Source organism: Streptomyces massasporeus (assembly GCF_014648995.1).
Lineage (GTDB): Bacteria > Actinomycetota > Actinomycetes > Streptomycetales > Streptomycetaceae > Streptomyces > Streptomyces massasporeus.
Genome location: NZ_BMSE01000009.1, coordinates 165733 through 188136, shown reverse-complemented (window position 1 = coordinate 188136; position 22404 = coordinate 165733). Strand labels below are relative to the sequence as shown.

At 69.8% G+C, this 22404-nt stretch carries 18 protein-coding genes; 2 read left to right on the top strand and 16 right to left on the bottom strand.

Going from position 1 to position 22404, the window contains the following annotated elements; all coding sequences use genetic code 11:
• Positions 1-17 precede the first annotated feature (17 nt).
• From recQ to IE153_RS21215, 15 genes are all read right to left on the bottom strand, one after another.
• Positions 18-2129: a DNA helicase RecQ gene (gene recQ, locus IE153_RS21285; protein WP_189591536.1), complete on the bottom strand. Its 2112-nt coding sequence runs from the start codon at positions 2127-2129 to the stop codon at positions 18-20.
• 209 nt (positions 2130-2338) lie between these two features.
• Entirely contained in the window at positions 2339-3988 is a 1650-nt protein-coding gene (nuoN, locus tag IE153_RS21280) for an NADH-quinone oxidoreductase subunit NuoN (protein ID WP_189591462.1), read from the bottom strand.
• Positions 3985-5556 (bottom strand): NADH-quinone oxidoreductase subunit M, encoded by a 1572-nt coding sequence (locus IE153_RS21275; protein WP_189591461.1) that lies wholly within the window; start codon positions 5554-5556, stop codon positions 3985-3987. Before IE153_RS21275 ends, nuoN begins: the two co-directional genes overlap by 4 nt.
• Positions 5557-5561: 5 nt before the next feature.
• Positions 5562-7526, bottom strand: coding sequence for an NADH-quinone oxidoreductase subunit L (gene nuoL / locus IE153_RS21270; protein WP_189591460.1), 1965 nt, complete (start codon positions 7524-7526; stop codon positions 5562-5564).
• 15 nt (positions 7527-7541) lie between these two features.
• Positions 7542-7841 (bottom strand): NADH-quinone oxidoreductase subunit NuoK, encoded by a 300-nt coding sequence (gene nuoK / locus IE153_RS21265; RefSeq protein ID WP_003992252.1) that lies wholly within the window; start codon positions 7839-7841, stop codon positions 7542-7544.
• The gene (locus IE153_RS21260) at positions 7838-8680 is read right to left on the bottom strand and encodes an NADH-quinone oxidoreductase subunit J (RefSeq protein ID WP_189591459.1); all 843 of its coding nucleotides are present in this window, start codon (positions 8678-8680) and stop codon (positions 7838-7840) included. Before IE153_RS21260 ends, nuoK begins: the two co-directional genes overlap by 4 nt.
• A complete protein-coding gene (gene nuoI / locus IE153_RS21255) occupies positions 8677-9342 on the bottom strand; it encodes an NADH-quinone oxidoreductase subunit NuoI (RefSeq protein ID WP_189591458.1) in 666 nt (221 codons plus the stop codon). The genes IE153_RS21260 and nuoI overlap by 4 nt, the downstream gene beginning before the upstream one ends.
• Entirely contained in the window at positions 9335-10708 is a 1374-nt protein-coding gene (gene nuoH / locus IE153_RS21250; RefSeq protein WP_189591457.1) for an NADH-quinone oxidoreductase subunit NuoH, read from the bottom strand. Before nuoH ends, nuoI begins: the two co-directional genes overlap by 8 nt.
• The gene (locus tag IE153_RS21245) at positions 10705-13209 is read right to left on the bottom strand and encodes an NADH-quinone oxidoreductase subunit G (protein WP_189591456.1); all 2505 of its coding nucleotides are present in this window, start codon (positions 13207-13209) and stop codon (positions 10705-10707) included. Before IE153_RS21245 ends, nuoH begins: the two co-directional genes overlap by 4 nt.
• Positions 13206-14552 carry an NADH-quinone oxidoreductase subunit NuoF gene (nuoF, locus tag IE153_RS21240; protein WP_435811960.1) on the bottom strand — a complete coding sequence of 449 codons (1347 nt, stop codon included), beginning with the start codon at positions 14550-14552 and terminating at the stop codon, positions 13206-13208. The genes IE153_RS21245 and nuoF overlap by 4 nt, the downstream gene beginning before the upstream one ends.
• Positions 14552-15463 carry an NADH-quinone oxidoreductase subunit NuoE gene (gene nuoE, locus IE153_RS21235; RefSeq protein ID WP_189591454.1) on the bottom strand — a complete coding sequence of 304 codons (912 nt, stop codon included), beginning with the start codon at positions 15461-15463 and terminating at the stop codon, positions 14552-14554. The genes nuoF and nuoE overlap by 1 nt, the downstream gene beginning before the upstream one ends.
• Positions 15460-16782: an NADH-quinone oxidoreductase subunit D gene (locus tag IE153_RS21230; protein WP_189591453.1), complete on the bottom strand. Its 1323-nt coding sequence runs from the start codon at positions 16780-16782 to the stop codon at positions 15460-15462. The genes nuoE and IE153_RS21230 overlap by 4 nt, the downstream gene beginning before the upstream one ends.
• Positions 16779-17519 (bottom strand): NADH-quinone oxidoreductase subunit C, encoded by a 741-nt coding sequence (locus IE153_RS21225; protein ID WP_189591452.1) that lies wholly within the window; start codon positions 17517-17519, stop codon positions 16779-16781. Before IE153_RS21225 ends, IE153_RS21230 begins: the two co-directional genes overlap by 4 nt.
• The gene (locus IE153_RS21220) at positions 17516-18070 is read right to left on the bottom strand and encodes a NuoB/complex I 20 kDa subunit family protein (RefSeq protein ID WP_018528252.1); all 555 of its coding nucleotides are present in this window, start codon (positions 18068-18070) and stop codon (positions 17516-17518) included. Before IE153_RS21220 ends, IE153_RS21225 begins: the two co-directional genes overlap by 4 nt.
• 13 nt (positions 18071-18083) lie before the next feature.
• The gene (locus tag IE153_RS21215; protein ID WP_003974383.1) at positions 18084-18443 is read right to left on the bottom strand and encodes an NADH-quinone oxidoreductase subunit A; all 360 of its coding nucleotides are present in this window, start codon (positions 18441-18443) and stop codon (positions 18084-18086) included.
• A gap of 724 nt (positions 18444-19167) precedes the next feature.
• Here IE153_RS21215 and IE153_RS21210 point away from each other — a divergent pair.
• Complete coding sequence (locus tag IE153_RS21210) at positions 19168-19998, top strand: C40 family peptidase (RefSeq protein ID WP_142160736.1); 831 nt, start codon at positions 19168-19170, stop codon at positions 19996-19998.
• A gap of 380 nt (positions 19999-20378) precedes the next feature.
• A complete protein-coding gene (gene def, locus IE153_RS21205) occupies positions 20379-21005 on the top strand; it encodes a peptide deformylase (protein WP_189591451.1) in 627 nt (208 codons plus the stop codon).
• A gap of 87 nt (positions 21006-21092) precedes the next feature.
• On the opposite strand, the gene IE153_RS21200 is transcribed toward def, so the two are convergent.
• A complete protein-coding gene (locus tag IE153_RS21200; protein ID WP_030839958.1) occupies positions 21093-22385 on the bottom strand; it encodes a geranylgeranyl reductase family protein in 1293 nt (430 codons plus the stop codon).
• Positions 22386-22404: the final 19 nt, after the last annotated feature.

Sequence of the window (22404 nt, the reverse complement as noted above, 5' to 3'; positions counted from 1 at the left end):
CCGGCCGGAGCCCGGCCCTATATCCAGTCGTCGGGCTCCGGCTCCTCGTCCATCTCCGGCCAGTGGTCCGGCTCGCCCGCGTCCTGAGCGGGGGTGTGAGCCGGAGCCTGGCCGGACGCTGTCGGGGCCGGCGACGAGTCGCCCGCGGGGGCGGAGCCCGCCGGCCCGCCCAGCGACGCGAGCACCTCCAGCACACCCTCCCCGTACGTGGTGAGCTTCTTCTCGCCGACGCCGCTGATCCCGCCGAGCTCCCCCACCGACGTCGGCCACACCGTGGCGATCTCCCGCAGGGTGGCGTCGTGGAAGATCACGTACGCCGGGACGCCCTGCTCACGAGCCTGCTCGGCGCGCCAGGCCCGCAGCGCCTCGAAGGCCGGCAGCAGCTCCTCGGGCAGCTCGGCGGCGGCAGCCTTGCCCTTGCGCTCGCCTCGCCCGGAGCCCGTGGACGAGGACCCCGCCCGGGAGGTCACCGGCTTCTTGGGCTCCTTGCGCAGCGGCACGTCCCGTTCCCGCCGCAGCACCGCCCCGCTGGCCTCGGTCAGCACCAGCGTGCCGTACTCGCCCTCCACCGCGAGCAGCCCCTGGGCGAGCAACTGGCGGATGACGCCCCGCCATTCGCCCTCGGTGAGTTCCTCGCCGATACCGAACACGGACAGCTGGTCGTGGTCGAACTGGATGACCTTGCCGGTCCGCTTCCCCAGCAGGATGTCGACGATCTGCACCGCGCCGAACTTCTGCCCGCGCTCCCGCTGCAGCCGGACCACCGTGGACAGGGCCTTCTGCGCCGCGACGGTGCCGTCCCAGGTCTCCGGCGGGGTCAGGCAGGTGTCGCAGTTGCCGCAGCCGGAGGAGTCCGGGTCCTGGCCGAAGTAGGCGAGGAGCTGCCCCCGGCGGCACTGGGCCGTCTCGCACAGCGCCAGCATCGAGTCCAGGTGGGCCTGGGCCCGGCGCCGGAAGGCCTCGTCCCCCTCACCCGACTGGATCAGCTTGCGCTGCTGTATGACGTCGTTCAGTCCGTAGGCCATCCAGGCCGTCGACGGCAGCCCGTCGCGGCCGGCCCGGCCCGTCTCCTGGTAGTAGCCCTCGACCGACTTGGGCAGGTCGAGGTGGGCGACGAAACGGACGTCCGGCTTGTCGATGCCCATGCCGAAGGCGATGGTCGCCACCACGACCAGGCCGTCCTCCCGCAGGAAGCGGGACTGGTGGGCGGCGCGGGTGCCCGCGTCCAGGCCCGCGTGGTACGGCACCGCCTCGACGCCGTTGCGGCTGAGGAACTCGGCGGTCTTCTCCACCGAGTTGCGCGACAGGCAGTAGACGATGCCCGCGTCGCCCGCGTGCTCCTCGCGCAGGAAGCTCAGCAGCTGCTTCTTCGGGTCGGCCTTGGGCACGATCCGGTACTGGATGTTGGGCCGGTCGAAGCTCGCCACGAAATGGCGGGCCGTCGGCATGTTCAGCCGCTCGGTGATCTCCTGGTGCGTCGCGTGCGTGGCCGTCGCCGTCAGCGCGATGCGCGGCACGTCCGGCCAGCGCTCACCGAGCAGGGACAGCGCCAGATAGTCGGGCCGGAAGTCGTGGCCCCACTGGGAGACGCAGTGCGCCTCGTCGATCGCGAAGAGGGAGATCTTGCCGCGGGAGAGCAGGTCGAGCGTGCTCCCCACCCGCAGCCGCTCCGGCGCCAGGTACAGCAGGTCCAGCTCGCCGGCGAGGAACTCGGCCTCGACCATCCGCCGCTCGTCGAAGTCCTGCGTGGAGTTCATGAACCCGGCCCGCACGCCCAGCGCCCGCAGCGCGTCCACCTGGTCCTGCATCAGGGCGATGAGCGGGGAGACGACCACACCCGTACCCGGCCTGACCAGGGACGGAATCTGGTAGCACAGCGACTTGCCGCCACCGGTGGGCATGAGCACGACGGCGTCGCCGCCCGCCACCACATGCTCGATGACCGCTTCCTGCTCACCGCGGAAGGCCTCGTACCCGAAGACCCGGTGCAGCGCGGCCAGCGCCTCGCTCGCGTCGGCGCCGAGAGGCCCGGCGGGACCACTGCCCGCGCCGACCCCGGCCCCGGTCACCCCGGCTCCGGTCACCGCGTCCAGTTCCGTCATCACACCCGTCCCGCCCGTCGCGCCCATCGTTGCGTCCCCCGTGCGTCGCGCCTCGACCACTGCGTCCACCATAGGCGCCCGCACCGACAGCCCCGGAGTTATCCACAGGTCCCGCCCGGTGAAGGCGATGCACATACATACGTTCGACATGGCTCGCCACGGCGGCACCTCGCCCGGAAACGCCGTGGGGCCCGGCTCCCGAAGGAGACCGGACCCCATGCGGCCCTACGCGGACGTCAGCGGACGAACACGCCCGCCTGCCCCGCCAGATCCAGGAAGTACTGCGGCGCCACACCGAGCACCAGCGTGACCGCCACGCCCACCCCGATCGCCGTCATCGTCAGCGGCGACGGCACGGCCACCGTCGGGCCCTCCGGCCGCGGCTCGCTGAAGAACATCAGCACGATGACCCGGATGTAGAAGAACGCCGCGATCGCCGACGAGATCACACCGATGACGACGAGCGGGGCGGCCCCGCCCTCCGCCGCCGCCTTGAACACGGCGAACTTCCCGGCGAAGCCGGACGTCAGCGGAATGCCCGCGAAGGCCAGCAGGAACACCGCGAACACGGCCGCCACCAGCGGGGACCTGCGCCCGAGCCCCGCCCACTTGGACAGGTGCGTCGCCTCGCCCCCGGCGTCACGGACGAGCGTGACCACCGCGAAGGCGCCGATCGTCACGAACGAGTACGCCGCCAGATAGAACAGCACCGACGAGACACCGTCGGGCGTGGTCGCGATGACACCCGCGAGGATGAACCCGGCGTGCGCGATCGACGAGTACGCCAGCAGCCGCTTGATGTCGGTCTGCGTGATCGCGACGATCGCACCGCCCAGCATGGTGACGATGGCCACGGCCCACATGACCGGCCGCCAGTCCCAGCGCAGGCCCGGCAGGACGACGTACAGCAGCCGCAGCAGCGCGCCGAACGCCGCCACCTTCGTCGCCGCCGCCATGAAGCCGGTCACCGGCGTCGGCGCGCCCTGGTACACATCCGGCGTCCACATGTGGAACGGCACCGCGCCCACCTTGAACAGCAGGCCCATGACCAGCAGCGCGGCGCCGATCAGCAGCAGCGCGTCGTTGCCCATGGTGTCGGCGAGCGCCGGGTTGACGTCCTGGACGGTGCCGTCGACGACCTGCGCGATCGTCGCGTACGACATCGAGCCCGCGTAGCCGTAGAGCAGCGCGATGCCGAACAGGGTGAACGCGGAGGCGAAGGCGCCGAGCAGGAAGTACTTGACCGCCGCCTCCTGCGACATGAGCCGCTTGCGGCGGGCCAGCGCGCACAGCAGGTACAGCGGCAGGGAGAGGACCTCCAGCGCCACGAACAGCGTCAGCAGGTCGTTGGCCGCCGGGAAGATCAGCATGCCGGCGACCGCGAACAGCAGCAGCGGGAACACCTCGGTGGTGGTGAACCCGGCCTTGACCGCGGCCTTCTCGCTCTCGCTGCCCGGCACGGACGCGGCCTGCGCGGCGAAGGAGTCGACGCGGTTGCCGTGCGCCTCCGGGTCCAGACGCCGCTCGGCGAAGGTGAACAGGCCCACCAGGGCCGCCAGCAGGATCGTGCCCTGGAGGAACAGGGCCGGCCCGTCGACGGCGATCGCGCCCATGGCCGCGATGCGCGCCTTGGTCGTGCCGTACCCGTCGGCCGCGAGCGCCACGACCGCGGCGAAGGCGGCGGCGAGGGCGACGACGGACACGAACATCTGGGCGTAGTAGCGCGACTTCCGCGGGACGAACGCCTCGATCAGGATCCCGATGATCGCCGCGCCGACGACGATCAGGGTCGGCGACAGCTGGCCGTACTCGAACTTCGGCGCGTCGATCTTGGAGATCGGGTCGGCCGCGGTTGTCCACAGGCTGTGGACGGCTGTTGCGCTCACTTGGCCGCCTCCACCTCGGGCTGGGGGTCCTTCTTCTGGACGTCGGACATGGTCTGTTTGACCGCCGGGTCGATGATCTGCGTGACGGGCTTCGGGTAGACGCCCAGGAAGATCAGCAGGACGATCAGCGGGGCGACCACCACGAGCTCACGGATCCTGAGGTCCGGCATCGCGGAGACCGCCGGCTTCACCGGGCCCGTCATCGTCCGCTGGTAGAGGACGAGGGTGTAGAGCGCGGCGAGGACGATGCCGAAGGTGGCGATGATGCCGATCACCGGGTAGCGCGTGAACGTACCGACCAGGACCAGGAACTCGCTGACGAACGGCGCCAGCCCCGGCAGGGACAGGGTCGCGAGGCTGCCGATCAGGAACGTGCCGGCGAGCACCGGGGCGACCTTCTGCACTCCGCCGTAGTCGGCGATGAGCCGCGAGCCGCGCCGGGAGATCAGGAAGCCGGCCACCAGCATCAGCGCGGCCGTCGAGATGCCGTGATTGATCATGTAGAGCGTCGCGCCGGACTGGCCCTGGCTGGTCATCGCGAAGATGCCCATGATGATGAAGCCGAAGTGGGAGATCGACGCGTACGCCACCAGCCGCTTGATGTCCCGCTGGCCGACCGCGAGCAGCGCCCCGTAGATGATGCTGATCAGGGCGAGGACGAGGATGGCGGGCGTGGCCCACTTGCTGGCCTCCGGGAACAGCTGGAGGCAGAAGCGGAGCATCGCGAAGGTGCCGACCTTGTCGACGACCGCCGTGATGAGCACGGCGACCGGGGCGGTGGACTCCTGCATGGCGTTGGGCAGCCAGGTGTGCAGCGGCCACAGCGGCGCCTTCACCGCGAAGGCGAAGAAGAACCCGAGGAACAGCCAGCGTTCGGTGTTGGTCGCCATGTCGAGCGTGCCGTTGGCACGGGCCTCGGCGATCTCCGTCAGCGAGAAGTTCCCGGCGACCACGTACAGGCCGATCACCGCGGCCAGCATGATCAGACCGCCGACCAGGTTGTAGAGGAGGAACTTGACGGCCGCGTACGACCGTTGGGTCGCCGCCGCCTTCTCGCCGTGCTCGTGGGCACGGTCCCCGAAGCCGCCGATGAGGAAGTACATCGGGATCAGCATGGCTTCGAAGAAGATGTAGAAGAGGAAGACGTCGGTGGCCTCGAAGGAGAGGATCACCATCGCCTCGACGGCCAGGATCAGGGCGAAGAAGCCCTGCGTCGGCCGCCACCGGCTGCTGCCGGTCTCCAACGGGTCGGCGTCGTGCCAGCCCGCGAGGATGATGAACGGGATCAGCAGGGCGGTCAGCGCGACCAGCGCCACCCCGATGCCGTCCACACCCAGTTCGTAGCGGACGCCGAAGTCCGCGATCCAGGCGTGGGACTCGGTGAGCTGGTAGCGGGCGCCGTCCGGGTCGAAGCGGACCAGGACGGTGACCGCCAGGACGAGCGTGGCGAGCGAGAAGAGCAGCGCCAGCCACTTGGCGGCGGTGCGCTTCGCGGCCGGTACGGCGGCCGTGGCGATCGCCCCGACGGCCGGGAGCGCCGCTGTCGCTGTCAGCAGAGGAAAGGACATCGGTATCAGACCGCCCTCATCAGCAGGGTCGCGGCGACGATGACCGCCGCACCCCCGAACATCGAGACCGCGTAGGAGCGGGCGAAGCCGTTCTGCAGCTTGCGCATCCGCCCGGAGAGGCCGCCGACCGAGGCCGCCGTGCCGTTGACGACGCCGTCGACCAGGGTGTGGTCGACGTAGACCAGGGACCGCGTGAGGTGCTCGCCGCCGCGGACCAGGACGACGTGGTTGAAGTCGTCCTGGAGCAGGTCGCGCCGGGCGGCCCGGGTGAGCAGCGAGCCGCGCGGGGCGACGGCGGGGACCGGGCGGCGGCCGTACTGGGCCCAGGCGATGGCGACGCCGATGATCATGCAGGCGACGGTCGCGCCGGTGACCACACCCGCGCTGATCGGCGGGTTGCCGTGACTGTGCCCGGTGACGGGCTCCAGCCAGTGCATGAACCGGTCGCCGATGCTGAAGAACGCGCCTCCGGCCACGGACCCGACGGCCAGCACGATCATCGGGATCGTCATGATCTTGGGCGACTCGTGCGGGTGCGGCGGCGTGTACTCGCCGCGCGTCTCGGCGGCCGGTTCCACGTCCGGCCGGGCCGGGGACGGCGTCGGGGCGTTGCGCCAGCGCTCCTCGCCGAAGAACGTCATCAGCATCACGCGCGTCATGTAGAACGCCGTGATGGCCGCACCGAGCAGGGCGCAGGCGCCGAGGATCCAGCCCTCGGTGCCGCCCTTGGCGAACGCCGCCTCGATGATCTTGTCCTTGGAGAAGAAGCCGGACAGACCCGGGAACCCGATGATGGCCAGGTAGCCGAGGCCGAACGTGATGAAGGTGACCGGCATGTACTTCCGCAAGCCGCCGTAGCGGCGCATGTCGACCTCGTCGTTCATGCCGTGCATGACCGAGCCGGCGCCGAGGAACAGCCCGGCCTTGAAGAAGCCGTGCGTCACCAGGTGCATGATCGCGAAGACGTAGCCGATGGGGCCGAGGCCGGCGGCAAGGATCATGTAGCCGATCTGCGACATGGTCGAGCCGGCCAGGGCCTTCTTGATGTCGTCCTTCGCGCAACCGACGATCGCACCGAACAGCAGCGTGACCGCGCCGACGATGGTGACGACCAGTTGCGCGTCCGGGGCGCCGTTGAAGACGGCCGCGGAGCGGACGATCAGGTAGACGCCCGCCGTCACCATGGTCGCGGCGTGGATGAGGGCCGAGACCGGGGTCGGGCCTTCCATCGCGTCCCCGAGCCAGGACTGCAGCGGCACCTGGGCGGACTTGCCGCAGGCGGCGAGGAGCAGCATCAGCGCGATCGCGGTCAGCTTGTCCTCACCGGCGGCACCGGCGAGCCCGGCCTCCGTGTGGGTGCCGAGCACCGGCCCGAAGGCGAAGGTGCCGAACCACAGGAACATCAGCATGATCGCGATGGACAGGCCCATGTCGCCGACGCGGTTGACCAGGAAGGCCTTCTTCGCGGCCGTGGCGGCGCTGGGCTTGTGCTGCCAGAAGCCGATCAGCAGGTAGGAGGCGAGACCGACGCCCTCCCAGCCGACGTACAGCAGCAGGTAGTTGTCGGCGAGGACGAGGATCAGCATCGCCGCGAGGAACAGGTTCAGATAGCCGAAGAAGCGGCGGCGCCGCTCGTCGTGCTCCATGTACCCGACGGAGTACAGGTGGATCAGCGATCCGACGCCCGTGATCAGCAGCACGAACGTCATGGACAGCTGGTCGAGCTGGAAGGCGACGTCCGCCTGGAAGCCCTCGACGGGGATCCAGCTGAACAAGTGCTGGGACATCTCGCGGTGTTCGGCGCTCTGCCCGAGCATGTCGGTGAACAGCACCAGACCGAGCACGAAGGAGACGGCCGCGAACAGGGTGCCGAGCCAGTGGCCGACGGCGTCCAGCCGCCGGCCGCCGCACAGCAGGACCGCCGCTCCGAGCAGGGGCGCCGCCACCAGCAGCGCAATGAGGTTCTCCACGATTCTTCCGACCCCTTACAGCTTCATCAGGCTGGCGTCGTCGACCGAGGCCGAGTGGCGGGCACGGAACAGGGACACGATGATCGCGAGCCCGACCACGACCTCGGCGGCGGCGACGACCATCGTGAAGAAGGCGATGATCTGCCCGTCGAGGTTGCCGTGCATCCGGGAGAAGGCGACGAACGCGAGGTTGCAGGCGTTGAGCATGAGCTCGATGCACATGAACACGACGATCGCGTTGCGCCTGATGAGCACGCCGGTGGCGCCGATCGTGAACAACAGGGCCGCGAGGTAGAGGTAGTTGACGGGGTTCACTTCGACGCCTCCTCGGGCCGCTGGAACTTCGCCGGCCCGACCGCCCTGCGCTCGAGACGCTCCTCGGACCGCTGCTCCAGGGCCTTGAGGTCGTTGAGCGCCTCCTGCGACACGTCACGGATCTGGCCGCGCTCGCGCAGGGTCTTGCTGACGGTGAGGTCGGACGGGGTGCCGTCGGGCAGCAGGCCCGCGATGTCGACCGCGTTGTGCCGGGCGTACACACCCGGTGCCGGCAGGGGCGGCAGCTGCTTGCCCGACCGGACGCGCTCCACGGCGAGCTCCCGCTGCGTCTTGGCGCGTTCGGTGCGCTCGCGGTGGGTGAGCACCATGGCGCCGACAGCGGCCGTGATGAGCAGGGCGCCGGTGATCTCGAACGCGAAGACGTACTTGGTGAAGAGGAGGGCGGCGACGCCCTCCACGTTGCCCCCGGCGTTCGCCTGGCCGATGCCGTTGAACTCCGTCAGGGACGCGTTGCCGATCCCGGCGATCAGCAGGACGCCGAAGCCGAGTCCGCACAGCAGGGCCAGCCAGCGCTGGCCCTTGATGGTCTCCTTCAGGGAGTCCGCCGCGGTGACGCCGACGAGCATCACCACGAACAGGAACAGCATCATGATCGCGCCGGTGTAGACGACGATCTGGACGACGCCCAGGAAGTAGGCGCCGTTGGCGAGGTAGAACACCGCCAGGATGATCATGGTGCCGGCGAGGCAGAGCGCGCTGTGCACAGCCCTCTTCATGAGGATGGTGCACAGGGCGCCGATCACCGCGACGGTGCCGAGGATCCAGAACTGGAAGGCCTCTCCGGTGGAGGTGGAGTAGGCGGCGAGCTGGGCGGTCATCGGCCGATCACCTTCTCCGAGGCGGGTTCCGTCCCGCCGGAGGTCGAGTCGGCCTCCTGCACGACCTCGCCCTTGGAGTGCGCGACCTGCTGCTCGGTGCCGGGCGCCGCCTCCGTCACCAGGCCCCGGTAGTAGTCCTGCTCGTCGGTGCCGGGGTAGAGGGCGTGGGGCGAGTCGACCATGCCCTCCTCCAGACCGGCGAGCAGCTGCTCCTTGGTGTAGATGAGGTTGGCCCGGCTGGAGTCGGCCAGCTCGAACTCGTTGGTCATCGTGAGCGCGCGCGTGGGGCAGGCCTCGATGCACAGGCCGCACAGGATGCAGCGGGCGTAGTTGATCTGGTAGACGCGGCCGTACCGCTCGCCCGGCGAGTAGCGCTCCTCTTCGGTGTTGTCCGCGCCCTCGACGTAGATCGCGTCGGCGGGGCAGGCCCAGGCGCACAGTTCGCAGCCGACGCACTTCTCCAGGCCGTCCGGATGGCGGTTGAGCTGGTGCCGTCCGTGGAAGCGCGGAGCCGTGGTCTTCTGCTGCTCCGGGTACTGCTCGGTCAGCCGCTTCTTGAACATGGCCTTGAAGGTCACGCCGAAGCCGGCCACGGGGTTCTGGAAGCCGGGCTTGGTGTCCTTGGGTTCCTCAGCCTTCGAACGCTCGAGTTCCTCAGCCATCGGACGCCTCCTTTCCATCCGTAGATCCGCCCAGAGATCCGTCACTCTGAGTATCGGGCCCACCACTGACAATCAGCTCCCGCTCACGACGCGAGCGGCGCGGGACCGGCGGAAGTTCCTGTCCGGGCAGGGGCGGTACGGGGAATCCGCCCGCCATCGGGTCGAAGGCGGCCGGGGTCTCGGCCGGCTCGTCGGTCTTCTTGGCCTTCTCGCGGAACATGTCGACGACGAAGGAGAGCAGCAGCAGGGCGAGGACGCCGCCGCCCACGTACAGGGCGATGTCGGCGAAGTCGTAGCCCTCGTTCCGGAAGGCCCGCACGCTCGCGACGAGCATCAGCCACACCAGCGAGACCGGGATGAGGACCTTCCAGCCGAGCTTCATCAGCTGGTCGTAGCGCACGCGCGGGAGGGTGCCGCGGATCCAGATGAACATGAACAGCAGCAGCTGGACCTTGACCGTGAACCAGAGCAGCGGCCACCAGCCGTGGTTGGCGCCCTCCCAGAAGGTGCTGATGGGCCAGGGGGCCCGCCAGCCGCCGAGGAACAGCGTGGTGGCGACGGCCGAGACGGTCACCATGTTGACGTACTCGGCGAGCATGAACATCGCGAACTTGATCGACGAGTACTCGGTGTTGAAGCCGCCGACCAGGTCGCCCTCGGACTCCGGCATGTCGAAGGGGGCGCGGTTGGTCTCGCCGACCATCGTGACGATGTAGATGATGAAGGAGACCGGCAGCAGCACGATGTACCAGCGGTCGGCCTGCTGCTCGACGATCGTCGAGGTCGACATGGACCCCGAGTAGAGGAAGACGGAGGCGAAGGCGGCGCCCATCGCGATCTCGTAGGAGATCATCTGCGCGCAGGAGCGCAAGCCCCCCAGCAGCGGGTAGGTCGAGCCGGAGCTCCAGCCGGCCAGGACGATGCCGTAGATGCCGACCGAGGCGACCGCGAGGATGTAGAGCATCGCGATCGGCAGGTCGGTGAGCTGCATCGTGGTGCGCTGGCCGAAGATCGAGATCTCGTTGCCGGCCGGGCCGAACGGGATCACCGCGATCGCCATGAAGGCCGGGATGGCCGCGATGACGGGCGCGAGGACGTAGACCGCCTTGTCCGCGCGCTTGACGATCACGTCCTCCTTCAGCATCAGCTTGATGCCGTCGGCGAGCGACTGGAGCATGCCCCAGGGGCCGTGCCGGTTGGGACCGATGCGCAACTGCATCCAGGCGACGACCTTGCGCTCCATCACGATGGAGACCAGCACGGTCACCATCAGGAAGGCGAAGCAGAACACCGCCTTGATGACGACCAGCCACCAGGGATCGGTGCCGAACATCGAGAGGTCTTCAGCGGCGAGGTACGGGCTCATGCCTCCACCTCCTTGGGGGCCTCGCCGGCGAGCGTCGCCGGGCCGATGCGGACGAGGGAGCCGGGCCGCGCCCCGGTGTCGGAGGCGACGCCGCCGCCGGTGGAGTTCAGCGGCAGCCACACCACCCGGTCGGGCATGTCACTGATCTGGAGCGGGAGTTCCACGACCCCCTGGGGGCCGGTCACCGCGAGCAGGTCGCCGTCCTTGACGCCCGCCTCGGCGGCCGTCGGGGCCGACACTCGCGCGCGTGCCGCGTGCCGGGTTCCGGCGAGTGCCTCGTCGCCCTGCTGGAGGAGGCCCTGGTCGAGCAGCAGCCGGTGCCCCGCGAGGACGGCTTCCCCGGCGGCGGGCCGCGGCAGCGCGGCCGCGGTCTCCAGGGGTTCGCCGGCCCGCGGGCCGTCCCAGGCGCCGAGCCGGTCGATCTCGCCGCGCACGGTACGCAGATCCGGCAGTCCGAGGTGGACGTCCATGGCGTCGGCCAGCATCTGCAGCACGCGCGCGTCGGTGGGCGCGGAGCTGTGGGTCATCTGGTCGGGCTTGAGCGCGGCCTCGAAGAAGCGGATCCGGCCTTCCCAGTTGAGGAAGGTGCCGGCCTTCTCGGCGACCGCGGCGACGGGCAGGACGACGTCGGCCTTGCGGCTGACCTCGCTCGGCCGCAGCTCCAGCGAGACCAGGAAGCCCACCTCGTCCAGCGCCGCACGCGCGCGTGCCGGGTCGGGCAGGTCGGCGATCTCCACGCCCGCCACCAGCAGGGCCTGGAGCTCGCCGGTCGCGGCGGCCTCCACGATCTGGCCGGTGTCCCGTCCGTAGCGGTGCGGGAGACCGGCGACGCCCCAGACGCCGGCGACCTCGTCACGCGCGCGGGGGTCGGTGGCCGGGCGCCCGCCCGGCAGCAGCGACGGCAGCGCGCCCGCCTCGATCGCACCGCGTTCCCCGGCCCGGCGCGGCATCCACACCAGCCGGGCGCCGGTGGCGGAGGCGGTGCGGGCGGCGGCGGTGAGCCCGCCGGCCACGGCGGCCAGCCGCTCGCCGACGACGATCACCGCACCTTCGGCGCGCAGCGCCTCGGCGGCGAGCGCACCGTCGTCCTCCAGGCCGCCGCCGCCCGCGAGCGCGTCCAGCCACTCGGTCTCGGTGCCGGGAGCCGCCGGAAGCAGCGTGCCACCGGCCTTCTCCAGACCGCGCGTGGCGTGCGTGGCCAGGGAGTAGACCTTCTGCCCGTGCCCTCGCCAGGCCTTGCGCAGCCGCAGGAAGACGCCGGGGGCCTCCTCCTCCGCCTCGAACCCGACGAGCAGAACGGCGGGGGCCTTCTCCAGCGCGGTGTACGTGACGCCCGTGCCGTCGAGGTCCCGGCCGCGCCCGGCGATCTCAGCTGCGAGGAAATCGGCCTCCTCGCTGCTGTGCACGCGCGCGCGGAAGTCGATGTCGTTGGTGTCGAGCGCCACGCGCGCGAACTTGCTGTACGCGTAGGCGTCCTCGACGGTGAGGCGGCCGCCGGTCAGGACTCCGGTGCGGCCCCGGGAGGCCAGCAGCCCCTGGGCCGCGATCTGGAGCGCCTCGGGCCAGGAGGCCGGTTCCAGCTCGCCCTCGGCGTTGCGTACCAGCGGCGTCCGAAGCCGGTCACGCTGCTGGGCGTAGCGGAACCCGAACCGCCCCTTGTCGCAGATCCACTCCTCGTTGACCTCGGGGTCGTTCGCCGCGAGGCGCCGCATGACCTTGCCGCGCCGGTGGTCGGTGCGGGTGGCGCAGCCGCCGGAGCAGTGCTCGCACACCGACGGGGAGGAGACCAGGTCGAAGGGGCGGGAGCGGAATCGGTACGCCGCCGAGGTCAGCGCGCCGACCGGGCAGATCTGGATGGTGTTGCCGGAGAAGTACGACTCGAAGGGGTCGCCCTCGCCGGTGCCTACCTGCTGGAGGGCGCCCCGCTCGATCAGCTCGATCATCGGGTCGCCCGCGACCTGGTTGGAGAACCGGGTGCAGCGGGCGCACAGCACGCACCGCTCACGGTCGAGCAGCACCTGCGTGGAGATCGGGACGGGCTTCTCGTAGGTCCGCTTGCGGCCCTCGAAGCGGGAGTCGGCGTCGCCGTGCGACATGGCCTGGTTCTGCAGCGGGCACTCGCCGCCCTTGTCGCAGACCGGGCAGTCCAGCGGGTGGTTGATGAGCAGGAGCTCCATCACACCCTTCTGGGCCTTCTCCGCGACCGGGGAGGTGAGGTGGGTCTTCACCACCATCCCGTCGGTGCAGGTGATGGTGCAGGACGCCATGGGCTTGCGCTGTCCCTCGACCTCGACGATGCACTGGCGGCAGGCGCCGGCCGGGTCGAGCAGGGGGTGGTCGCAGAACCGGGGGATCTCGATGCCGAGCTGCTCGGCGGCCCGGATGACCAGGGTGCCCTTGGGCACGCTGATCTCCGCGCCGTCGATCGTCAGCGACACGAGGTCCTCCGGCGGGACCGCCGCTTCTCCCCCGCCGGAGGGAGAGCTGGTGGTCACGGTCATGCGTTCACCTCCGTGCGGTCGGCCCAGGCCGTCGACTTGGCCGGGTCGAAGGGGCAGCCCCGGCCCGTGATGTGCTGCTCGTACTCCTCGCGGAAGTACTTGAGCGAGGAGAAGATCGGCGAGGCGGCGCCGTCGCCGAGGGCGCAGAAGGACTTGCCGTTGATGTTGTCGGCGATGTCGTTCAGCTTGTCGAGGTCGGACATCTGTCCCTTGCCGGCCTCGATGTCGCGCAGCAACTGCACGAGCCAGTAGGTCCCTTCGCGGCAGGGCGTGCACTTGCCGCAGGACTCGTGGGCGTAGAACTCGGTCCAGCGGGTGACGGCTCGGACCACGCAGGTCGTCTCGTCGAAGCACTGGAGGGCTTTGGTGCCGAGCATGGAACCCGCGGCGCCCACCCCTTCGTAGTCGAGGGGGACGTCGAGGTGCTCGTCGGTGAACATCGGCGTCGAGGAGCCGCCCGGCGTCCAGAACTTGAGGCGGTGCCCGGGGCGCATCCCGCCGCTCATGTCGAGGAGCTGGCGGAGCGTGATCCCGAGCGGCGCCTCGTACTGGCCGGGGCCGGCGACATGGCCGGAGAGGGAGTAGAGCGTGAAGCCGGGCGACTTCTCACTCCCCATCGACCGGAACCATTCCTTGCCCCGCTGCATGATCGCGGGAACCGACGCGATCGATTCGACGTTGTTCACCACAGTCGGGCACGCGTAGAGGCCCGCGACGGCGGGGAAGGGGGGACGAAGCCGCGGCTGGCCCCGGCGGCCTTCGAGCGAGTCGAGCAGTGCGGTCTCCTCACCGCAGATGTACGCGCCCGCGCCCGCGTGCACGGTGATGTCGAGGTCGAGTCCGCTGCCCTGGATGTTCTCGCCGAGGAAGCCGGCCTCGTACGCCTCGCGCACGGCGGAGTGCAACCGCCGCAGCACGGGGACGACTTCACCACGCAGATAGATGAAGGCGTGCGACGACCTGATGGCGTAACACGCGATGATCATGCCCTCGATGAGGCTGTGCGGGTTCGCGAAGAGGAGCGGGATGTCCTTGCACGTCCCCGGCTCCGACTCGTCGGCGTTGACAACGAGATAGTGCGGCTTTCCGTCCCCCTGGGGAATGAACTGCCACTTCATCCCGGTGGGGAATCCCGCGCCGCCGCGCCCGCGCAGACCGGAGTCCTTGACGTACGCGATCACGTCGTCCGGCGACATGGCGAGCGCCTTGCGCAGCCCCTCGTAGCCGTCGTGCCTGCGGTACACGTCCAGCGTCCAGGACTTGTCCTCGTCCCAGAAGGCCGACAGCACCGGTGCGAGCAGCTTCTCGGGGCTGGTGTCTTTCAGCTCGGGTGCCAAGGTCATCACTCCCCCTCCTCGGCGGTGGGCCCGGCCGTATCAGCGGGGCGGGGCGAAGCCCCTCCATCAGGGGCGGTGGGGGGCGACGGGTGGGAAGGGTCGGAGGCCGATGTGTCCTGCGGCGCGTCGTGCGAGCTCAGGTGCTCGGTCGGTGACGGCTCGTGCGGTGCCCCGGTCCGGGCCGCCTCACCGCGCGGGTGCACCACGCGGGCGGGAGAGGCCTCCCCCTTGGCGAGCTTCAGGCCGATCAGGGAAGCGGGTCCCGCGCTTCCGCCGGACTCCACGGCACCGTCCCGCTCGTCGGGGAAGCCGGCCAGGATCCGGGCGGTCTCCTTGAAGGTGCACATGCGCGCGCCGCGGGTGGGCGTGACCGGCCGTCCCGCGCGCAGGTCGTCGACGAGGCTCTTGGCGCTGGCCGGGGTCTGGTTGTCGAAGAACTCCCAGTTGACCATCACGACGGGCGCGAAGTCGCAGGCCGCGTTGCACTCGATGTGCTCCAGGGTGACCTTGCCGTCGCCGGTGGTCTCGCCGTTGCCGACGCCGAGGTGCTCCTGGAGCTCCTCGAAGATCGCGTCCCCGCCCATGACGGCACACAGGGTGTTGGTGCACACCCCCACCTGGTAGTCGCCGCTCGGGCGGCGGCGGTACATGGTGTAGAAGGTGGCGACCGCGGTGACCTCGGCCGTAGTCAGGCCGAGCACGTCCGCGCAGAACCGCATGCCGGTGCGGGTGACGTGCCCCTCCTCCGCCTGCACGAGGTGCAGCAGCGGCAGCAGGGCGGACCGGGAGTCGGGGTAGCGGGCGATGATCTCGCGCGCGTCCGTCTCCAGACGGGCCCGGACGTCGTCCGGGTAGGCAGGGGCGGGCAGTTCGGGCATGCCCAGGCTGACGCCCCGCTCGGAAGACGATGTGGTCACCGGTCGACGCCTCCCATCACGGGGTCGATGGACGCGACGGCGACGATGACGTCGGCGACCTGGCCGCCCTCGCACATCGCAGCCATGGCCTGAAGGTTGGTGAAGGACGGGTCCCGGAAGTGGACCCGGTAGGGGCGGGTGCCGCCGTCGGAGACGACGTGCACCCCGAGTTCGCCCTTGGGCGACTCGACCGCCGTGTACGTCTGTCCCGGCGGGACGCGGAAGCCCTCGGTGACCAGCTTGAAGTGGTGGATCAGGGCTTCCATGGAGGTGCCCATGATCTTCTTGATGTGGTCGAGGGAGTTGCCGAGGCCGTCGGGGCCCAGGGCGAGCTGGGCCGGCCAGGCGATCTTCTTGTCGGCGACCATGACCGGGCCGGGCTGGAGCCGGTCCAGGCACTGCTCGACGATCCGGAGGGACTGGCGCATCTCCTCCAGCCGGATGAGGAAGCGGCCGTAGGAGTCGCAGGTGTCGGCGGTCGGGATCTCGAAGTCGTACGTCTCGTAGCCGCAGTACGGCTGCGCCTTGCGCAGGTCGTGCGGCAGGCCGGTGGAGCGCAGGATCGGGCCCGTCGCGCCGAGGGCCATGCAGCCGGCCAGGTCGAGATAGCCGACGTCCTGCATACGCGCCTTGAAGATGGGGTTCCCGGTGGCGAGCTTGTCGTACTCCGGGAGGTTCTTCTTCATCTTCTTCACGAACTCGCGGATCTGGTCCACCGCGCCGGGCGGCAGGTCCTGGGCGAGTCCGCCGGGGCGGATGTACGCGTGGTTCATCCGCAGGCCGGTGATCAGCTCGTAGATATCGAGAATGAGTTCACGATCACGAAAGCCGTAGATCATGATCGTGGTCGCGCCGAGCTCCATGCCGCCGGTGGCGATGCACACCAGGTGCGAGGAGAGGCGGTTCAGCTCCATCAGGAGCACGCGGATGATCGAGGCGCGGTCCGGGATCTGGTCCTCGATGCCGAGGAGCTTCTCGACGCCGAGGCAGTACGCCGTCTCGTTGAAGAACGGCGTCAGGTAGTCCATGCGCGTCACGAAGGTGGTGCCCTGCGTCCACGTCCGGTACTCGAGGTTCTTCTCGATGCCGGTGTGCAGGTAACCGATTCCGCAGCGGGCCTCGGTGACGGTCTCGCCGTCGATCTCCAGGATCAGACGGAGCACGCCGTGGGTGGACGGGTGCTGCGGGCCCATGTTGACGACGATGCGCTCGTCGTCGGCGCGGGCCGCGGACTGGACGACCTCGTCCCAGTCGCCGCCGGTGACCGTGTAGACGGTGCCCTCGGTCGTCTCCCGAGGGGAGGCGTGGGAAGTGCTCATGAGTACGACCTCCGCTGGTCCGGAGCCGGGATCTGGGCGCCCTTGTACTCGACGGGGATGCCGCCGAGGGGGTAGTCCTTGCGCTGCGGGAAGCCCTGCCAGTCGTCCGGCATCATGATCCGCGTCAGGGCGGGGTGGCCGTCGAAGACGATTCCGAAGAAGTCGTACGTCTCGCGCTCGTGCCAGTCGTTCGTCGGATAGACCTCGAACAGCGACGGGATGTGCGGGTCGCTGTCGGGGGCGCTGACCTCCAGGCGGATCAGCCGGTTGTGGGTGATCGAGCGCAGGTGGTAGACGGCGTGCAGCTCGCGGCCCTTGTCGTTCGGGTAGTGCACGCCGCTGACGCCGGTGCACAGCTCGAAGCGCAGGGCCGGGTCGTCGCGCAGGGTGCGGGCGACGCGGACGAGGTGTTCGCGCTCGATGTGGAAGGTCAGCTCGTCGCGGTCGACGACCGTCTTCTCGATGGCGTTGGCGGGGACCAGGCCCTGCTCCTCCAGCGCGCCCTCGAGCTCGTCGGCGACCTCGTCGAACCATCCGCCGTAGGGGCGGCTCGCCGGTCCCGGGAGCCGGACCGAGCGGACCAGGCCGCCGTAGCCGGAGGTGTCTCCGCCGTTGTTGGCGCCGAACATGCCGCGCTGGACGCGGATCTCCTCACCGCCCTGGCCGCGCTGGCCCGGGAGGTTCTCCGCGGAGAGGTCCTTCTCGGGGTTGACCCCGTTGCCGTTCGCGTCGCTCACCGCAGCAGCCCCTTCATCTCGATGGTGGGCAGCGCCTTGAGCGCCGCTTCCTCCGCCTCGCGGGCCGCCTCCTCGGCGTTCACGCCGAGCTTGGAGCTCTGGATCTTCTGGTGCAGCTTGAGGATCGCGTCCATGAGCATCTCCGGCCGGGGCGGACAGCCGGGGAGGTAGATGTCGACCGGCACGATGTGGTCGACGCCCTGGACGATGGCGTAGTTGTTGAACATGCCGCCGGACGAGGCGCAGACCCCCATGGAGATCACCCACTTGGGGTTCGGCATCTGGTCGTAGACCTGCCGGAGCACCGGCGCCATCTTCTGGCTGACCCGGCCGGCGACGATCATCAGGTCCGCCTGGCGCGGCGAGCCCCGGAAGACCTCCATGCCGAAGCGCGCCAGGTCGTAGCGGCCCGCTCCGGTGGTCATCATCTCGATGGCACAGCAGGCGAGGCCGAACGTGGCAGGAAAGACGGACGACTTGCGCACCCAGCCCGCGGCCTGCTCGACGGTGGTCAGCAGGAAGCCGCTCGGCAGCTTTTCTTCGAGTCCCATGACGTGTGGCCCCTCAGTCCCATTCCAGGCCGCCGCGCCGCCATACGTACGCGTACGCGACGAAGACGGTGAGCACGAAGAGCAGCATCTCCACGAGCCCGAAGATCCCCAGGGCGTCGAAGGTGACGGCCCAGGGGTAGAGGAAGACGATCTCGATATCGAAAATGATGAAGAGCATCGCCGTCAGGTAGTACTTGATGGGGAAGCGCCCGCCGCCGGCCGGCGTGGGGGTCGGCTCGATACCGCACTCGTAGGCCTCGAGCTTGGCCCGGTTGTACCGCTTGGGCCCGATCAACGTGGCCATGACCACGGAGAAGATCGCAAAGCCTGCCCCGAGGGCTCCCAGTACGAGGATGGGCGCATAAGCGTTCACCGCTCCTCGCTCCTCTCAGTCGGCACTGACTGCTGGCGGTTTGCGTCGGGCTCACGCCCGCCCCACCTGTCCCTCGAACCCCGCCCGCCCCGGCGAAGATCGGGAACATGTGAAGCAGGTCACAAGCCCAACCGCGTGCATCTTATGCCCGACGCTCTGTGATCTGCGACACGGGGTATTACTCAACCTTTGTGATCTCCACCACCTGGCGATCGATCATGAAGTCGGATGAGCGGTGATCTTCACACGCGAAGCGTCCGAGTGATCACGAGAGGTGACATTTTGGCTCGTCAGTGCAGGCCGGAGGGGTCGTCTCAATATCAAGAGGGTTCTCTTGCATGCAAATTGGTGATGGACTTGATCTCTTGATAGAGGCGCGTTCACACATCAGGGGACATGCGAGGCGGAGTGTGGACGCGTGCACGCGTTCACGATCTTCGCGAGGTCGTGACCCTGCCGTGATCTACGCGCCGGGACGCGACCGGCGGGGCAGCCGTTCCGTGACCTCCGTCACATTGATGAGAGACCCATGAGAACGGGGCTTGGCCAATCAAGCCAACCGATGGTAGGCGCGGGGCAATTCGGGCGTATTGATCAAACACCGTGATCACAGCCCGGTCACGGGCCGCCCGCAATGTCCGTTACGGCGTCAATAAAGGGCCTCGTTCGGGGGTTTTGAGGGCCCGGATGAACAACTGTGGCGCAGCACACGTTTCTTGAAGATATGAAGGAGCCCCTGGTACCGGTTATTCCCATGTCCCACACCGCTCACATACGCAGCCACCGGAAACCCCGCCGCAGCGCGACCTCTTCGATCGCCGTGCGTGCCGGAGTTGCCGGTGGCGTCCTCAGCATGGCGGCGGCAGGTGCCTCGGCCTCGGCGAGCGCCGCCGAGCCGGTGACGCAGACCATCGAACTGCCCACCCTGACGGCCGACCTGTCCGCTCAGGTCGCCCAGTCCGCGGCCGCGACCCAGCAGACCGCCGCGAACTACGAGCTGCGCGCCGAGCGTGACGCGGCCGCCGCCAAGGCCGCCGCGGAGGCCAAGAAGGACCTCGCCGCGGCGAAGAAGGCGGAGGCCAAGAAGAAGGCCGCCGAGGCCGCCCGCAAGGCCGCCGCCGAGCGCGCCACGCGCAGCGCCGAGCGCACCACCCTCTCCGCCTCCGCGTCCACCTCGACGTCCGTGTCGGCCCCCGCCAGCGGCAGCGTCGCGACGGTCATCGCGTTCCTCAAGGCCCAGGTGGGCGACGCCTACGTCATGGGCGCCACCGGTCCCAACGCCTGGGACTGCTCCTCCCTCGTGCAGGCCGCGTACAAGCAGGTTGGTGTGGATCTGCCGCGCGTCTCGCAGGACCAGTCGATGGCCGGCACGGACGTGCCGCTGTCCAGCGTCCAGGTCGGCGACATCCTGTACTGGGGTGGCAAGGGCTCCGCGTACCACGTGGGTGTCTACATCGGGAACGGCCAGTACCTGGACGCGGCCAACCCGTCCAAGGGCGTCGTCATCCAGGACCTGTCGGGCTACCCGGCGTCGGGCGCGGTGCGCGTCCTCTGACGTCACACGTCGTCTGACACATCCGTACGTTCGGGCTCGAGGGTCGTTGCCGTGGTGAGGCATCGGCCCTCCCGGCCTGTCCGGGGCCGTCCAGGCCCCGTAACCCTCTCGGCCCGGCTCCGGGCCGCTCCAGGGCCCTTCAGGGCCCTTCTGGGGCCACCCCTCATCGCGGCCCGTCCGTGCGCCCCCGTCACTCCGGCACCTTGCGCCCGAATTGTCACGGCCTGGCCGGGCGTTGACGCCGGCCGCCCCGCGTGACCGGACTGCTCCTGGGGCCGGTCCGGGTGTTCTGTTGTGATGAGTGCCGAAGGGCGGGGAGGGCTCCCGATGCCGGAAGCCCGCTCTCCCGCCACCACGGCACCATCACAGGGAGACAACCGATGCCAAGCGTCTTCGTGCAGGGACGGCCCGTCGACTCGTACCCGCGGCTCGCGCCCGAGGCCCGGCGGGGGAAGGTCCGGCGCATCACCGAGGCCGGCGAGGAGGTCCTGCACAAGCCGTGCCGGGACGTCACCGAGTTCGGTCCGGACCTCGCCGCGCTCATCGCCGACATGTTCCTGACCATGTACGCCGCGGACGGGGCCGGGCTCGCGGCGAACCAGGTCGGGGTCGATCTGCGGGTGTTCGTGTACGACTGTCCGGACGACGACGGGGTGCGGCACGTCGGGCACATCGTCAACCCGGTCCTGGATCCGCTCGACGCCTCGCGCAGGAGGCTCCTCGACGAGGCGGAGGGCTGCCTCTCCGTGCCGGGCGCCACCATGGACGTGCCGCGTCCGGACCGGGCCGTGGTGCGCGGCGTCGACCGGGACGGCGAGCCGCTCGTGATCGAGGGCACCGGGTACTTCGCCCGCTGCCTCGCCCACGAGGCCGATCACTGCGACGGACAGCTCTACCTGGACCGGCTCTCCGCGCGGGAGCGGAAGGCCGCGCTGCGGCAGACGGCGGACCGGCGGGAGTCGGTGTACGCACGCCGGGCCGCCAACATCGCGGCGTTGAACGCCTGATCGGACCGCCGGCACCACGGGAGGCGGCTTCCCGCTCGGCCCGTGGTGTCGGCGCAAGCCGGCAGCCCGCCGGGGCCGCCGGTTCGATCAGGCCTTCGGGGCCACCCTGCTCAGCCCGTTGATGATGCGGTCCATCGCGTCGCCGCCCGTCGGGTCGGTGAGGTTCGCGAGGAGCTTCAGCGTGAACTTCATCAGCATCGGGTGCGTGAGACCCCGCTGGGCCGCGATCTGCATGACCTTCGGGTTGCCGATGAGCTTCACGAAGGCGCGGCCGAGCGTGTAATAGCCGCCGTAGGTGTCCTTCAGGACGCGCGGGTAGCGCTGGAGGGCCAGTTCGCGGCTCGCCGGGGTCGGCCGGGCGTGGGCCTGGACGATGACGTCGGCGGCGATCTGGCCGGACTCCATGGCGTAGGCGATGCCCTCGCCGTTGAAGGGGTTCACCAGGCCGCCGGCGTCGCCGACGAGCAGCAGGCCCTTGGTGTAGTGCGGCTGGCGGTTGAAGGCCATCGGGAGCGCGGCGCCGCGGATCGGGCCGGTCATATTGTCGGGGGTGTAGCCCCAGTCCTCCGGCATGGACGCGCACCAGGCCTTCAGGACCTCGCGCCAGTCCAGCTCCTTGAAGGAGTCGGAGGTGTTGAGGACGCCGAGGCCGACGTTCGACGTGCCGTCGCCCATGCCGAAGATCCAGCCGTAGCCGGGCAGCAGGCGGTCCTCGGCGCCGCGGCGGTCCCACAGCTCCAGCCAGGACTCCAGGTAGTCGTCCTCGTGGCGCGGGCTGGTGAAGTACGTGCGCACGGCCACGCCCATCGGGCGGTCCTCGCGGCGGTGCAGGCCCATCGCCAGGGACAGCCGGGTGGAGTTGCCGTCGGCGGCCACGACGAGCGGCGCCCGGAAGGTGACCTCGCGCTTCTCCTCACCGAGCTTGGCGTGCACCCCGGTGATGCGGCCCGTGCGCTCGTCGAGGATCGGCGCGCCCACGTTGCACCGCTCGAAGAGCCGGGCGCCGGCCTTCTGGGCGTTCCGGGCGAGCTGCTCGTCGAAGTCGTCGCGCTTGCGGACGAGGCCGTAGTCCGGGAAGGAGGCGAGATCCGGCCAGTCGAGCTGGAGCCGCACCCCGCCGCCGATGATGCGCAGGCCCTTGTTGCGCAGCCAGCCCGCCTCTTCCGAGATGTCGATGCCCATCGCCACCAGCTGCTTGACGGCACGCGGGGTGAGGCCGTCGCCGCAGACCTTCTCGCGGGGGAACTCGGTCTTCTCCAGCAGGAGGACGTCGAGTCCGGCCTTGGCGAGGTGGTAGGCGGTGGTGGAGCCGGCCGGCCCCGCGCCCACGACGATCACATCGGCGGTGTTCTCGGAGAGGGGCTCGGTCACGACGGTCACGGCGGGATCTCCCCAAGTT